A 14352-nucleotide genomic window follows, 5' to 3' on the forward strand; every position below is an offset into this window, starting at 1 on the left:
GCGTGACCAACCTGCTCACCGCCGCGCCGCGCCAGCTGCTCGTCGCGGCCGCCTCGGTGGCCGCCCTCGCGCTCGCGGCCGTGATCGGCCTGGCCGCGGGCGGCGAGCAGGAGACGCCCGCCGCGCAGGTCTCGCCGCTGCCCACGACCACCACCCGGGTCCTGTCGACCACCGAGCCGCAGCCGACGCAGGCCCCGTCGACCACCACCGCGCCCACGACGACCACCACCCCGGCGCCCACGACCACGGCGGAACCCGCGCCGCCGGCCCCGCCGCAGCCCGAACCGGAGCCGGAACCCGAACCCCAGCCCGGTCCGGGGCCGCAACCCGAACCGGAACCCGAACCACAGCCCGAGCCGGAACCGGAGCCCGAGCCGACGCCGCCGAACCTGGTGCCGACCGTGCCCAGCGGGTTCAGCCTCACCCCCGGCGCGGACCCGGTCGCCCTGCCCATCACCGTGCGCAACTCCGGCGAGACCGCCTCCGAGCCCGCCGGCGCCGCGCTCCTGCTGCCGCCCGGCGTGCGGGCGACCGGCGGACCGGCGTCGTTCGCGGGCCGCCGCCCGGCCCAGCTCGACGGCCTGCCCGAGCAGACCGTGACCTGCCCGGCGGGCGTCGGCGCGATCACCTGCGCCGCACCGCGGGGCATCGCGCCCGGCGGCACCGCCACGTTCGTGTTCCACCTCCAGGCCGACTGGGAAGCGATGACCGGCCTGATCACCGGCACGGTCAGCGCCGGCGCCGCGATCAGCGTGGACGTCGAGGTGGACGTCGAGGTCGCCCCGGCGGAGGACGACCTGGAGCTGTCGGTGCGCAAGTGGCAGCACCACTTCTGGGAACCGCGGCTGGACGTCTCGGTCACCAACACCGGCGGCAGGCCGGGCACGGCGCGCCTGGTCGTCGAGACCGACGCGCACCTCACCCTCATCACGCTGTGGCGCGGGTGCGAGCGGTCGCACCGCCGGGTCGTGTGCGAGGTGCGGCTGGACCGGGGCGAGACGTTCCAGGTGCCCGTGTGGGTGTTCGGCCTGCCGTGGCGGAACGGCGTGGTGCGCGCCACCGCCACCCTCGGCGCCGCGACGAAGACCGTCGAGGTGCCGGTGTCGCTGCGCCCCGGCCACGACCACGGCGAACCGGAACCGCAGGCCGACGAGCCGGCGGGCACCCCCGGGCCGACCAACCCCGGGCCTGCCACCAACGCGCCCGCGACGACCACGACGGTCCCCCGCACGACCACCGCGCCGCCGACCACCACCGCGTCGTCGCCGACCACCGCCCCGGCCACCGCGCCCTCGACGCCGGCGCCCACCTCGCGGACCGAGCCGCCGCCCACCGGGCAGCCCACGACCGCGCCCACCGACCCGACGCCGGCGCCGACCGAACCGCCCACCCGGCGGCCCGAGCCGTGCCAACCGCTCCTCCCGTGGCTGCCCCCGCTGGTGGGGGACCTGCTGCCGGACCCCTGCCGAACCCCTTCGTGATCGTTCGAGCACGGGCCGGTAACCTGCCCCGGTGCTGCCACTCGTGCGCAGGATCCTGGCCCGCCTGCCGGAACCGGTCCGCTTCCTGGTCCGCGAGCACCGGGAGCTCATCCGCTTCGCCGCCGTGGGCGGCACGACGTTCCTGATCGACAACGGCGTGTGGTACGCGCTCAAGCTCACCGTCCTGGACGACAAGGTGGTCACGGCCAAGGCCATCGGCGTGCTGGTGGCCGTCATCGCGTCCTACGTGCTCAGCCGCGAGTGGTCGTTCCACACCAGGGGCGGCCGGGAGCGGCACCACGAGGCGGCCCTGTTCTTCCTGGTCAGCGGAATCGGCATCGGTGTGAACCTGCTGCCGCTGTACGTGTCGCGGCACGTGTTCGACCTGCACTCGGAGCCGGCCGACTTCGCCAGCGGCTCGGTGATCGGGATGCTGCTGGCCACCGGCTTCAAGTTCTGGGCGATGCGCAAGTTCGTCTTCCCCCAGGCCGACGCGCGCCCGCCCGTGCGGGAGCTGCGGGTCGTCCGGGAGCAGCGCGAAGTCGCCTGAACAGCGCTTTCACCGCGGCTCCGTACACTGCTGTGGTGTCCGTGGTCGAGAACGTCGTGCTGCGCCTGCCCGAACCGCTGCGTTCGCTGGCGCTGAAGCACCGGGAGCTGCTCAAGTTCGCCCTGGTGGGCGGCACCTGCTTCGTGATCGACACGGCCATCTTCTTCGGCCTGAAGTCGCTCGTGCTCAGCGAGCACCCGGTGACCGCGAAGGTCGTGGCCACCCTGGTCGCCACGATCGTGTCCTACGTCCTCAACCGCGAGTGGTCGTTCAAGACCAGGGGCGGGCGGGAGCGCAGGCACGAGGCCGCGCTGTTCTTCCTGATCAACGGCATCGGCATCGTGCTGAACTCCGCGCCGCTGTGGGTGTCGAGGTACCTGCTGCACCTCCAGGAGCCCCACGTCAGCCGGCTCGCGGAGGAGTTCTCCGACTTCATGAGCGCGCAGGTCGTCGGCACCCTGATCGCCATGGTGTTCCGCTGGTACGGCTACAAGAAGTGGGTCTTCCCGCAGGCCGACTACCGCCCGCGCCGGGTGACCAGGGCCTACGACCTGCCCGAGGACGAAGAGCGGTCCCTCGGGCACTCGTGACCTAGCGGCCGCCCGCGAGCACCGCCAGCGCGACCTCGTGCAGGTGGCCGTTGCTGGTCAGCGCGCTGCCGCCGTCGTGGCGGTCGGCGCCGGTCAGGTCGCTGAACCGCCCGCCCGCCTCGGTCACCAGCACCCGGAACGGCGCGACGTCCCACGGGTTCACGACCGCCTCGGCGGCCAGGTCGATCGCGCCCTCCGCGACCAGGCAGTGCTGCCAGAAGTCGCCGAACGCCCGGTTCTCCCAGCACGCGTCCACCAGCGCCAGGTACGCCTCGCGCGAGTGGTGCTCGACCCACGAGCCCAGGTGCGTGGTGGATAGGTAGGCGTCCGCCAGGTCGCGCACCCCCGACACGGCGATCCGCCGCTCCCCCGACGGGTCCGAGGTGAACGCGCCGCCGCCCGCCGACGCCCACCAGCGGCGGCCGAGGGCGGGCGCGCTGACCACGCCGACGACCGGCTTGCCGTCCTCGACCAGCGCGATCAGCGTCGCCCACACGGGCAAGCCGCGCAGGAAGTTCTTCGTGCCGTCGATCGGGTCGACCACCCAGGCGCGGCCGTCGCCGACCTCACCGCCCCGCTCCTCGCCGGCGACCTGGTCGCCGGGGGCCTCGGCGGCCAGCACGGCGCGGATGGCGTCCTCCACGGCCACGTCGGCGTCGGTGACGGGCGTGCGGTCCGGTTTGCGCTCCACCACGAGGTCGCCGGCGCGGAACCTCGCGGTGGTGATCCCGTCGGCTTCGTCGGCGAGGCGGAGGGCGAGGGCGAGATCTGCGCGAAGGGCGGACACGCGGTGGATCGTGCCACGCCTACGCTGAGTGCCGTGAGCGTGGTCTTGTTGGCCGAGGACGACCCGGCGATCGCGGAGCCGCTGTCGCGCGCGCTTCAGCGCGAGGGGTACCAGGTGCAGGTGGTCGGGGACGGCCCCGGCGCGTTGGACGCGGCCGCCCACGGCGGCATCGACCTGCTGGTCCTCGACCTGGGCCTGCCCGGCATGGACGGCCTGGAGGTGTGCCGCCGGCTGCGCGCCAACGGTCGTGGCCTGCCGGTGCTGATGCTCACCGCCCGGTCCGACGAGGTGGACTTCGTGGTCGGGCTCGACGCGGGCGCCGACGACTACGTGGCCAAGCCGTTCCGGCTGGCCGAGCTGATGGCCCGGATCCGGGCGCTGCTGCGCCGGCGCGCCCCCGGCACGCTGGAGGTCAACGGCGTCCGCGTGGACCTCGCCGCCCGCCGCGTCACCGTGGACGGGCAGGAGGTGCAGCTGGCCAACAAGGAGTTCGAGCTGCTGCGCGTGCTGATCCAGCGCGCGGGCCAGGTCGTGCACCGCGACGAGATCCTGTCCGAGGTCTGGAACGACCCGGAGCTCAAGAGCAGCAAGACCCTGGACATGCACATGTCGTGGCTGCGCCGCAAGCTCGGCGAGGCCCGGGGCGTGGAGCGCCGGATCGCGACCGTGCGCGGCGTCGGGTTCCGGTTCAACTCGGCCGACTGATGCGCAGCCGCATCCTCCGCGCCATCCTGCTGGCCGTGGCCGTCACCGGGTTCGCCCTGGGCATCCCGCTCGGCTACACGGCGCTCCAGCTGGTGGAGGGCGCCGCCCGCAACGACCTGAGCACGCGGGCGCAGCGGATAGCGGCCTCCATCGACGACCAGATCGCCAACGCGCAGCCGATCGACCTGGGACCGGTCGAGGTGGGCGTGCCGGAGGGCGGCCACCTCGTGGTCACCACCGGCAGCCGGGTGCTGGAGTTCGGCAGCACCCCCGGCACGGACGTGCTGTCGGTGCAGGTGCCGATCGCGCAGCAGGGCACGGTGCGGCTGGAGGTGCCCGCGGGCCCGGTGCGCACCACGCAGTACCAGGTGGCGGCGCTGGTGGTGCTGCTGGTGGTGCTGTCCGTCGGCACCGGCACGGTCGTGGCCACGGTCACCGCGCGCAAGCTCGCCGAGCCGCTGCGGCACGTGGCGGCCCGCGCCGCCCGGCTCGGCGCGGGCGACTTCCGGCGCGACGACCGGCGGCACGGCGTGCCCGAGCTGGACCTGGTGTCCGACGCGCTGGACAAGTCGGCGGGCGCGCTGGCCCAGCTGGTGCAGCGGGAGCGGGAGCTGGTCGGCGACGTGTCGCACCAGCTGCGCAGCAGGCTGACCGCGTTGCAGCTGCGCCTGGAGTCGCTGTCGCTGCACCCGGAGCCGGACGCGGCCGCCGAGGCGCGGGCGGCGCTGGAGCAGGCCGAGCGGCTGGCCGAGGTGCTGAACGAGATGCTGGCCGCCGCCCGCGCCGCCCGCTCGGTCGGCGCGGAGCCGCTGGACCTGGCCGCCGAGCTGGTCGCCATCGCCGAGGAGTGGCGCGAGCCGCTGCGCCGGGTCGGGCGCGCGCTGCGGGTCCGGGTGCCGGAGGGGCTGCTGGCCCGCGCCACGCCCGCCCGGTTGCGCGAGGCGATCGGCGTGCTGCTGGACAACGCCCTGCGGCACGGCGAGGGCCAGGTGGTCGTGTCCGCGCGCCGGGACGAGGGCACGGTGGTCGTGGAGGTCAGCGACTCGGGCACGGGCGTGCCGGACGAGCTGTCGCACCACATCTTCGAGCGCGGCGTGTCCGGCGGCGGCTCCACCGGCGTGGGCCTGGCGCTGGCGCGGGCCCTGGTCGACGCCGACGGCGGGCGGCTGGAGCTGTCCACCGCCCGGCCCGCGACGTTCGCGCTGTTCCTGCCGGTGCCGAAGGCCGAGGACGTGGTGGGCGTGAGCTGGCGGACGGACCTCACGCCCCGCTAGGCGCGGCCCGGTCCGGCTGGTCCGGCCGACTCGGCTGGTCCACCTGGTCCGCTCGGTCCGGCTGGTCCGCCCGGTCCGGCTGGTCCGCCCGGTCCGCCCGGTCCGGCAGCACGCCGACCGCGCCGCGCGCCACCTGCGCCCACACCAGGCGGCCGAACAGGTAGTGGCAGGCCACGTCCTCGCTGGTGAACGCGGCCCAGTCGTAGCGGTTGCCCTGCTCGCGCCAGAAGACCTCGAAGCCCTCCTCGGTGGGCAGCAGGCACCACCTGTTCTCGGCCTCCGCCCCGATCGACACGACCTCCGCGGGCACGCCGACGGCCAGCAGCCAGCCCTCGACCGACTCGGCGTTCACCGGACCTCCTCCAGGTGCCCCAGGGCGAGCAGCTCGGCCACGGGGTGGGTGGTGCGGTAGCGGACGCCACCGCCGGGCTGCCCGAACCACTCGGCGGACAGCGTGAACCACACCGGCAGCACCCTGGCGACCCGGTACCGGTGGTACCCGGCGTCGAGCAGGGCGGGCGGCAGCGAGCGGGCGGCGTAGGCGGTGCCCAGCTCGGACAGCACCCGGCCCTCCGGCGTGCCGAACCGGTCCAGCTCCACCCCGACCGCGAGCACGCCGGGCTGACCGGCCTCGTAACCGCCCTCGGGGAACAGCTCACCCGGCGGCCACGCGTACTCCGGCGGGTCGGACCGGACCAGGAAGCGGCGGTCCCAGTCGCGCTCGTGCAGGCCGGCCAGGGGGTCGTGGCCGACCAGCAGCCCCGGGTCGGGCGCGCCGCCCGGCGCGAGCACCAGGCGCGGGCGGGCGACGGCGGGCCGCGGCTCGGCGACCGGTTCGCCCGCCGCGCCGGACAGCCGGGACCGCAGCCGGTCGCCGTAGGTCAGGTCCAGGCCGGGCTGCGCGGACGTGTCGACCAGGTGCCGGTCCGGGTGGCCGTCCGGCTCGAACCGGAGGCCGGCCGCGAACACCCGCTCGCCCGACGGCGGCGGCAGCTGGCGGGCCGGCGCGGTGCGGGGCCGGGGCAGCGCGCCGCCGGGGAACATGTGCGACAGGAACAGCGCCGCGGCCTCGGTGCTCGGCCGCGCGGTGCTCGCCGCGGGCACCGGTTCGGTCTCGGGCCCCGACTCGTCGGCCTGCTCGGTGGGCAGGGTCGCGGGGGCGGGGCCCGGCAGGAGCGGGTTCCGGTCCGCGCCGCCCCGGCCGACCGGGATCGGCACGACGGCGAACGCGAGCGAGCCGTCCTGGACCGCGTCACCGACGTTCCGGGCGGCGGTGGCCGGCGCCTCGCGCAGGTCGCCGGCGACGGACTCGCCCTTCGCCTCGCCCCGGGCCTGGGCATCGGCCCTGACCTGGGACTCGGCCTTGGCCTGGACTTCGCCCCTGACCTGGGCGTCGGTCTTGGCGGCGCCCTGGTTCTGGCCCTGCCCCTGACCCTGGGCCTGCCCTTGGCCCTGGGCGGCGGACCCCGGCCCGGAGCCCTGCCCGGAACCCTGCGCCGACCCCTGGCCCGGCGCGCCCTGGGTCGGCACGGCCGCCTGCGCGGCTCGCGCGTCCACCTTCGGCGCGGCCTGGCCCTGCTGCGCGGGCGGCTGCGAACCGGTGTTGGCCGTCGGGGACTGGGTCGCCGCCGCACCGGCGGCCGGGGCTGCGGCGCCCGTGGCCGGTGCGGGCGCGCCACCGGTCGGCCCGCCGAACGAGGGGCCCTGCGGTGCGGTCTGGTTCGCCGGGGTCGCGGGCTGCGGCGCGGGCGCGTGCGGGGTGTCGACCGGCAGCACCGGCCGGTCCAGGACAGCGGCGGCCGACTGGCCGACCGTGTCCGCCGAGCGTCCGGGCGCGTCCACGACGGGCGCGCCCGGGGCTCCGCCGACCGCGTCCACGACCGGCTTCACCACGTGGTCGACCAGACCGGGCAGAGGGCCGGCCGGACCGTGTCCGGCACCCGGACCGTGTCCGGCACCCGGACCGTGTCCGGCACCCGGACCGGGCCCGTGCCCCGGTCCCGGTTCATGTCCGGGACCAGACCCGTGTCCGGAACCCGGTCCGTGTCCGGGACCCGAGCCCACCGGGCCGGGGAGGGCCTGGTCGACGGTGTCGCCCGCGCCCCGCGCCACGTCCTTGGCCGTGTCCACCAGCGGGTCCACCACGGCGGCGACGGGCGGCGCGACCGCGCCGACCACGTCCACGAGCGGGTCGGCCACCGCGCCGACCGTGTCCGCGACACCGCCCAGCAGGCCGCCGATGAGGCCGGGGGCCTGGTTGCCACCGTTCCCGGGACCGTTCGCGCCGGGGCCGTTCACACCGGGACCGCCGGCACCGGGCGCGGTCACACCGGGACCACCGCTGCCGCCCGCGTTGCCGCCGCCGTTGCCGTTGCCGCCGTTGTTGCCGTTACCGCCGTTGTTGCCGTTGCCGTTGTCGCTGCCGCCGCCGAGCAAGCCGTCCACGAGCCCGCCGCCACCCAGCAGCCCACCGCCACCGAGCAGCCCGCCGCCGTTGGACTGGTTGCCGCGCCCCTGGTCGCCACCAGGGCCGGCCCCCGCGCCACCGGGACCTTCGCCACCAGGTCCCTGCGCCCCCGGCCCGTGCACGCCGGGGCTGGTGTCGATCGGCGGCGGGCTCCCGCCCACGGTCACACCGCTGTCCAGCCGCACCGCGCTGGTCAGCGCGTCGGTCAGGTGGGCGACGTTGGTCGCCGCGCCGCGGATGGCCGTGTCCAGCCCCAGCAGGGCCGTCGGGTGGCCCGCGGTCGCGGCCTGCTGCGCCGCGTCGTTGTTCCTGGCCAGGTTCACCAGCTCGCGCACCAGCTCGGCCTTTGCCGCGCCGACCTGCTCGGCCGCGTGGTCGAGCCGGTCCGCGGCCGAGTGGCAGCCGCGCACGACCGAGTTCAGCACGCCGTCCGGGGCGGTGAACGCGGTCCACTGCCCGCGCGCCGCCTCACCGGCCGGGCCGCTCATCGCGCCCAGCGCCTTGCTCGCGGCGCCGTCGGACTCACCGGCCAGCGCGGCGAACCCGGCGCCCGCCTCGCGCCAGGCGGTGGCGGACGCGCGCATCGCGTCCTCGTCGGCCCGGGGCCACACGACCCCGGCCTTGGCTGCGACCTCGGCCAGTTCGGCCGGCAGCTCGATGCCCATGGCGGCTCCCCAGGAGTTTCAGACGGCGCGGAGGTCAGGTGGCGCTGACCGGGTGGTGCTGATCAGGTGGCGCGGAAGTCAGGTGGCGCGGAAGTTCAGAGGGCGCGGAACGAGTCGGCGTTGCCCTGCTCGACCGCGCGGTAGGTGCGGGCCGTCTCGGTCAGGCGCTCGCCGACGCCGCCGAAACCCGAGCCGAGCCCGCCCATGCCGCTCAGCACGTCACCGGACGGGCCGACGTGGCTCGCCGCGAAGCTCTGCCCGACCGCGTCGTCGCCCCAGCACGCGCCCAGCGAGTCGAGCGCGCCGCCCAGGTCGCCCGCGATCTTCCGGGCGCGCTCGGCGAACGCGCCGAAGTCCTGCGCCCCCTCGGTGAGGCGGGCGAGGTCGGTGTGGAAGCCGGTCATCTCAGGTGCCTCCCGGTGGCGTCGACGTTCAGCCAGTCGCGCTGCTCGAAGTCATCGTCGTCGTCGACCGGGCGGGACCGCGCCGACCGCGGGTCCTGCTCCGAGCCGACCCTGTCGGTCCGGACCTCCTCCGGCCGGATCTCCTCGGGCCGGAGGTCCGCGGTGCCGCGCACCAGCGCCTCCGGGTCGGTCCCGGCGGGCAGCACCGGGCTCAGCGCCTGGTACGTGTGCTCGGCGGCCTTGGCGACGGCCTCCCGCGCGGTGCGCACGACCAGCTGGGCGAGCCGGTCGGGCCGCAGCCGGTAGGCGTCGGCGGTCAGCTCCAGGTCGGTGAGCGTGCCGCGGGCGTCGACCACCGCGGTGACCTCGCCACCCGGGCTGGTCGCCGCGGCCGACACCCGGGCCAGGTCGCGCTGCACCGACGCGAGCTGGTCGCGGCTGCGCCGGTAGTCGGCGAGCAGCTCGTCGACCCGGGCGCGGTGATCGGTCGTCACGGCCACCTCCGGTTCCAACCGTCGCCGGGCGTGGTCGTCGGTCGCGCGTTGGACGTTACGACCCCGCACCCGGTTCCGAGCCCCTTCGGCCGAAATCCACCCCGCCGCGCCCGAACCCCCACCCCCGCGCGTGTCCTCCGCCCAGGCATCGCGTGTCCTCCACCCGGACACCACGAGTCCTCCACCGCGACACCTCGAACCCTCCACTGGGACACCGCGAACCCGCCGCCCGAGCGCTACCCCCGCAGCGCCCGGACCACCCGCGACGGGCTCGGCCGGCCCAGCCGCCGCGCCATCCACGCGCTGGTGTCGGCGAGCTTGTCCAGGTCGAAGCCGTGCCCGACGCCGAGGCCGTCGAGCATCCACACCAGGTCCTCGGTCGCCAGGTTGCCGGTCGCGGACTCCGCGTAGGGGCAGCCGCCCAGCCCGCCCGCCGACGAGTCGACCGTGGTCACGCCCGCCCGCAGGGCCGCCAGCGTGTTGGCCAGCGCCTGCCCGTAGGTGTCGTGGAAGTGCACGGCCAGCCGCTCGACGCCGCCGAACGCCGCCAGCAGCGCGGTCACCTGCCCCGGCGTGGCCACGCCGATGGTGTCGCCGAGGGACAGCTGGTCGCAGCCCATGTCCAGCAGTCGCTTGCCGACACCCACGACCTGGTCGCGCCCGACCGCGCCCTCCCACGGGTCCCCGAAGCACATCGAGACGTAACCCCGCACCCGCAGCCCCTCGGCCTTGGCGCGGGCGACCACCGGCTCGAACATGGCGAACTGCTCGTCCAGGGACCGGTTCAGGTTGCGCCGGGCGAACGACCCGGTGGCACTGGCGAAGATCGCGACGTGCCCGACGCCCGCCGCCAGCGCCCGCTCCAGGCCTCGCTCGTTGGGCACCAGCACCGGGTAGTCGACGCCGGCCCGCCGGTCCAGGCCGGCCAGCAGCTCCTCGGCGTCGGCCAGCTGCGGCACCCACTTCGGGTGCACGAAGCTGGTCGCCTCCAGCACCGTGCCGCCCGCGTCGGCCAGCCGGTCGAGGAATTCCAGCTTGGTGGCCACCGGGACCACCTCGGACTCGTTCTGGAGGCCGTCCCGCGGCCCCACCTCCCAGATCGTGACGCGGTCCGGCAACCCCTCGCCCGCGACCGACTCCGGCAGGCCGACCTCACGCGCGCCCATTCGTGCTCCTGCCCTCCTGTAGGTGCCCGCCGTCGAGCAGCCGACCCAGCGCCGCGCGCACCTCGACCACCGCCGGGATGTCGTCGAACTCCAGCGGCTCGTCCGCGTCGGCCTCGATGACCAGCGTGCCGCAGCCCAGCACCCGGTCCACCGCGCCCTGCTCGAAGCGGACGTCGCGGACCAGCTCCAGCGGCAGGTTCAGCCGGGCCCGCTTGACCACTCCGATCCGGCACATGAGCCGCCGGTCGGTGACGATGAAGTGCGTGGTGCGCCAGCGCAGCACCGGCGTGACCACCAGCCACGCCACCAGCACCGCGGCGATCCCGGTCAGCACGAGCCACGCGGTCGTCGACCACGACAGGACCGACACGGGTCCCGCCAGCCACGTGCCGCCGACGGCGAGCGCGGCCGGGACGGCCACCGGGACGGACAGCGCCTTCCAGTGCGGGTGCTTGTGGATCACGACGCGCTCTCCGGGTTCGAGCAGGTCGTCCGGGTGGGCCACTGCGGTCCCCTTCGGTGGCTGGTGCTGAGCTCACCGTACTCGCAGGTGCACCACGTCCCCGGCGGAAACCGGGTGGTCCGAGCCCTTCTCGTCGCGGACCACGAGCGTGCCGTCGTCGGCCAGGTCGTGGGCGGTGCCGAGCAGCGGCGCGGCGCCGGCCAGCTCGACCCGGACCGGGCGGCCGAGCGTGCCGCAGTTCGCCCGGTACTCCTCGCGCAGCGCCGGGTCGTCGCCCGCCAGCCCGCGCCACCGCACCTCCAGGTCGTGCAGCTGCCCGAGCAGGGCGACGGCCAGCGCGGTGCGGTCCGGCGGCTCCGGCGCGTGGTCGGCCAGGCTGGTCGGCGCGAGGCCGCCCGCGCCGGGCCGGACGTCGTCGGGCAGCTCGGCCACGTTCAGGCCGATGCCCAGCACCACGGCGTGGTCGGGGGTGGTCTCGGCGAGCACGCCCGCGGCCTTCGCGCCGCCGATCAGCAGGTCGTTGGGCCACTTCAGGGTGGCCCGGACGCCCACGTCGGCCGCGGTGCGCACCAGGGCGACCCCGGCCAGCAGGGTCAGCCACGGCACGCGTGCCGGTGGCACGCCGACCGGGCGGAACAGCACGCTCAGGTACAGGCCGCCGGTGGGCGAGGTCCAGCCCCGGCCGCGCCTGCCCAGGCCCGAGACCTGCTCCTCGGCGATCAGCGCGGTGCGGTCCGGCGCGCCCAGGCCCGCGGCGGCGCGCAGGTCGGCGTTGGTCGATCCGGTGCTGGCGACGACGTCGACCGCGGCGTAGGGGCCGACGAGCCGGTCGCGGAGGGTTGCGGCGTCCACGGTGTGCAGGGTAGGAGCGGCCCGTCCCGCGCGCTGCGTCGGAGCGGTGCGGACGGCGGGGCGGGCCGCTCGGCCAAGCCTGCTACCTCCAGCGCGCTGGAGGTCAAATCGACCGATCGTGACCTGGGCTACTAGCCCTGTCGGGGCCTGGTCCGGCCGCTAAGCTGCGCGGTCATGACCAGTGCGACCGCCCCCATCGGCGAGGAGCCGGACGTTCACACCACGGCCGGGAAGCTGGCCGACCTGCACCGGCGCAACGAGGAGGCCGTGCACGCCGGTTCGGCGCGCATGGTGGAGAAGCAGCACGCCAAGGGCAAGAAGACCGCCCGCGAGCGCATCGAGCTGCTGCTCGACCCGGGTTCGTTCGTGGAGCTGGACGAGCTGGCGCGGCACCGCTCGACCAACTTCGGCCAGGACCGCAACCGGCCCTACGGCGACGGCGTGGTGACCGGCTACGGCACCGTCGACGGCCGCCCGGTCTGCGTGTTCAGCCAGGACGTCACCGTGTTCGGCGGGTCCCTCGGCGAGGTGTACGGCGAGAAGATCGTCAAGGTCATGGACCTGGCGATCAAGACCGGCCGGCCGATCGTCGGCATCAACGAGGGCGGCGGCGCGCGCATCCAGGAGGGCGTCGTCTCGCTGGGCCTCTACGGCGAGATCTTCCGCCGCAACGTGGCCGCGTCCGGCGTCGTGCCGCAGATCTCGCTGATCATGGGCGCGAACGCGGGCGGGCACGTGTACTCGCCGGCGCTCACCGACTTCGTGGTCATGGTCGACCAGACCTCGCACATGTTCATCACCGGCCCGGACGTGATCAAGACCGTCACCGGCGAGGACGTGGGCTTCGAGGAGCTGGGCGGCGGCCGCACGCACAACACCAAGTCGGGCAACGCCCACTACCTGGGCTCCGACGAGGAGGACGCCATCTCCTACGTCAAGGAGCTGCTGTCCTACCTGCCGGCCAACAACCTGTCCGAGCCGCCCGTGTTCGACGCGCCGGACGACCTGGTGCACGGCTCGATCCAGGACTCGGTCACCGACTCCGACCGCGAGCTGGACACCCTGATCCCGGACTCGGCCAACCAGCCGTACGACATGCACGAGGTCGTCACCCGCGTGCTGGACGAGGGCGAGTTCCTGGAGGTCCAGCCGCTGTTCGCGCCGAACATCCTGATCGGGTTCGGCCGGGTCGACGGCCACTCGGTCGGCGTGGTGGCGAACCAGCCGACGCAGTTCGCGGGCTGCCTGGACATCGACGCCGCGGAGAAGGCGGCGCGGTTCGTGCGGACCTGCGACGCGTTCAACATCCCGGTGCTGACCTTCGTCGACGTGCCCGGCTTCCTGCCCGGCACCGACCAGGAGTGGAACGGCATCATCCGGCGCGGCGCGAAGCTGATCTACGCCTACGCCGAGGCCACCGTGCCGCTGGTCACCGTGATCACCCGCAAGGCGTACGGCGGCGCGTACGACGTGATGGGGTCCAAGCACCTCGGCGCGGACGTCAACCTGGCGTGGCCGACCGCGCAGATCGCGGTGATGGGCGCGCAGGGCGCGGCGAACATCGTGCACCGCAAGACCCTGGCCAACGCGGTGGGCAACGGCGAGGACGTCGACGAGCTGCGGGCCCGGTTGCAGCGCGAGTACGAGGACGCGCTGTGCAACCCGTACGTGGCGGCCGAGCGCGGCTACGTGGACGCGGTGATCCCGCCGTCGTTCACGCGGGCGCACGTGGCCCGGGCGCTGGCGATCCTGCGCGACAAGCGCGAGGTGCTGCCGCCCAAGAAGCACGGGAACATCCCGCTGTGAGCGCGCGACCGCACCTCCGGGTCGTGCGCGGCAACCCGGACGACGAGGAACTGGCCGCCCTGACCGCCGTGGTGGCGGCGCTGGCGTCCCGGCCCGCGCGGGAGGCCGGGCGGGCGCGCCGCTCGGCCTGGGCGGACCGCTCGCGCCTGGTGCGCGGGCTCCCGCAGCCCGGCCCCGGCGCGTGGCGGGCGTCGAGCCTGCCCTAGCACTCCACCCGGCGGCTGGTGACCTGCACGCCGGCGTCGCGGAGGACGCCGACCGCGCGGCACCGGACGCCGTCGGGCACGCGCAGGCGCACCCGCATCCACACCTGGCCCGCCACGACCCGCGACTCCAGCACCTCGACGCCGTCCTCCCCGGCCACCGCGCCGGGCACGGCGTCGAGGCGGCCCAGGTCGCGGGCCGCGGTGGTGACCTCGTCCATGACCCGGCTCTCGACGTGGTCCCCCACGTCGGCGAAGGGCCAGAAGGGCACGCCGTACCCGACCGGGTCGGAGGACACGACCTTCGCCGCCACCCCCAGGACCGCGACGGCGGGCAGGACGAACAACCACCGGTACCGACCGCGACGCCGGTCCGCGCGACGCACCACCAGAGCCCAACGCTGCACGTCTCCGAGGTTGCCCAACGGTGAACGGGCGCGCATCG

Annotated in this window: 14 protein-coding genes and 2 pseudogenes; 7 read left to right on the top strand and 9 right to left on the bottom strand. The window is 75.3% G+C overall.

Annotated elements, in window-relative coordinates; genetic code table 11:
• The 3 genes and pseudogenes from ABD223_RS10595 to ABD223_RS10605 all read left to right on the top strand — a co-directional run.
• Window positions 1-1481 (top strand): annotated as a pseudogene (locus ABD223_RS10595) (hypothetical protein); the annotation flags it as partial.
• Between the two features lie 34 nt (window positions 1482-1515).
• Window positions 1516-2031 (top strand): GtrA family protein, encoded by a 516-nt coding sequence (locus ABD223_RS10600; protein WP_344036377.1) that lies wholly within the window; start codon window positions 1516-1518, stop codon window positions 2029-2031.
• 35 nt (window positions 2032-2066) lie between these two features.
• Window positions 2067-2621, top strand: coding sequence for a GtrA family protein (locus ABD223_RS10605; protein ID WP_344035891.1), 555 nt, complete (start codon window positions 2067-2069; stop codon window positions 2619-2621).
• A 1-nt stretch (window position 2622) separates the two neighbouring features.
• On the opposite strand, the gene hisN is transcribed toward ABD223_RS10605, so the two are convergent.
• Window positions 2623-3408: a histidinol-phosphatase gene (hisN, locus tag ABD223_RS10610; protein ID WP_344035893.1), complete on the bottom strand. Its 786-nt coding sequence runs from the start codon at window positions 3406-3408 to the stop codon at window positions 2623-2625.
• Between the two features lie 33 nt (window positions 3409-3441).
• Between hisN and ABD223_RS10615 the strand changes: the two genes are divergently transcribed.
• The gene (locus tag ABD223_RS10615; protein WP_344035894.1) at window positions 3442-4113 is read left to right on the top strand and encodes a response regulator transcription factor; all 672 of its coding nucleotides are present in this window, start codon (window positions 3442-3444) and stop codon (window positions 4111-4113) included.
• Window positions 4113-5387, top strand: coding sequence for an ATP-binding protein (locus ABD223_RS10620; protein ID WP_344035895.1), 1275 nt, complete (start codon window positions 4113-4115; stop codon window positions 5385-5387). Before ABD223_RS10615 ends, ABD223_RS10620 begins: the two co-directional genes overlap by 1 nt.
• A 103-nt stretch (window positions 5388-5490) precedes the next feature.
• Here ABD223_RS10620 and ABD223_RS10625 read toward each other — a convergent pair.
• The 7 genes and pseudogenes from ABD223_RS10625 to ABD223_RS10655 form a co-directional block, all read right to left on the bottom strand.
• A pseudogene (locus ABD223_RS10625) lies at window positions 5491-5739 on the bottom strand (hypothetical protein); the annotation flags it as partial.
• On the bottom strand, window positions 5736-8519 hold the full coding sequence (locus ABD223_RS10630) for a glycohydrolase toxin TNT-related protein (protein WP_344035896.1): 2784 nt from the start codon (window positions 8517-8519) through the stop codon (window positions 5736-5738). The pseudogene ABD223_RS10625 and the gene ABD223_RS10630, both read right to left, overlap by 4 nt.
• A gap of 95 nt (window positions 8520-8614) precedes the next feature.
• Window positions 8615-8923 (bottom strand): WXG100 family type VII secretion target, encoded by a 309-nt coding sequence (locus tag ABD223_RS10635; protein WP_344035897.1) that lies wholly within the window; start codon window positions 8921-8923, stop codon window positions 8615-8617.
• Window positions 8920-9417, bottom strand: a complete 498-nt coding sequence (locus ABD223_RS10640) for a YbaB/EbfC family nucleoid-associated protein (protein ID WP_344035898.1) — start codon at window positions 9415-9417, stop codon at window positions 8920-8922. Before ABD223_RS10640 ends, ABD223_RS10635 begins: the two co-directional genes overlap by 4 nt.
• Before the next feature lie 236 nt (window positions 9418-9653).
• Window positions 9654-10583 carry a hydroxymethylglutaryl-CoA lyase gene (locus ABD223_RS10645; RefSeq protein WP_344035899.1) on the bottom strand — a complete coding sequence of 310 codons (930 nt, stop codon included), beginning with the start codon at window positions 10581-10583 and terminating at the stop codon, window positions 9654-9656.
• On the bottom strand, window positions 10570-11088 hold the full coding sequence (locus tag ABD223_RS10650) for a PH domain-containing protein (protein WP_344035900.1): 519 nt from the start codon (window positions 11086-11088) through the stop codon (window positions 10570-10572). The genes ABD223_RS10645 and ABD223_RS10650 overlap by 14 nt, the downstream gene beginning before the upstream one ends.
• Before the next feature lie 30 nt (window positions 11089-11118).
• A complete protein-coding gene (locus ABD223_RS10655; protein WP_344035901.1) occupies window positions 11119-11898 on the bottom strand; it encodes a biotin--[acetyl-CoA-carboxylase] ligase in 780 nt (259 codons plus the stop codon).
• A gap of 174 nt (window positions 11899-12072) precedes the next feature.
• On the opposite strand from ABD223_RS10655, the gene ABD223_RS10660 reads away from it, so the two are divergent.
• Together ABD223_RS10660 and ABD223_RS10665 are read left to right on the top strand one after the other, a co-directional pair.
• Window positions 12073-13704 carry an acyl-CoA carboxylase subunit beta gene (locus tag ABD223_RS10660; protein ID WP_344035902.1) on the top strand — a complete coding sequence of 544 codons (1632 nt, stop codon included), beginning with the start codon at window positions 12073-12075 and terminating at the stop codon, window positions 13702-13704.
• The gene (locus ABD223_RS10665; RefSeq protein ID WP_344035903.1) at window positions 13701-13910 is read left to right on the top strand and encodes an acyl-CoA carboxylase subunit epsilon; all 210 of its coding nucleotides are present in this window, start codon (window positions 13701-13703) and stop codon (window positions 13908-13910) included. Before ABD223_RS10660 ends, ABD223_RS10665 begins: the two co-directional genes overlap by 4 nt.
• Here the strand turns inward: ABD223_RS10665 and ABD223_RS10670 are convergent.
• On the bottom strand, window positions 13907-14314 hold the full coding sequence (locus ABD223_RS10670; protein WP_344035904.1) for a hypothetical protein: 408 nt from the start codon (window positions 14312-14314) through the stop codon (window positions 13907-13909). The two genes, ABD223_RS10665 and ABD223_RS10670, sit on opposite strands and share 4 nt — an antisense overlap.
• Window positions 14315-14352 lie beyond the last annotated feature (38 nt).

This window comes from Saccharothrix xinjiangensis (assembly GCF_039527585.1).
GTDB classification, from domain to species: domain Bacteria; phylum Actinomycetota; class Actinomycetes; order Mycobacteriales; family Pseudonocardiaceae; genus Actinosynnema; species Actinosynnema xinjiangensis.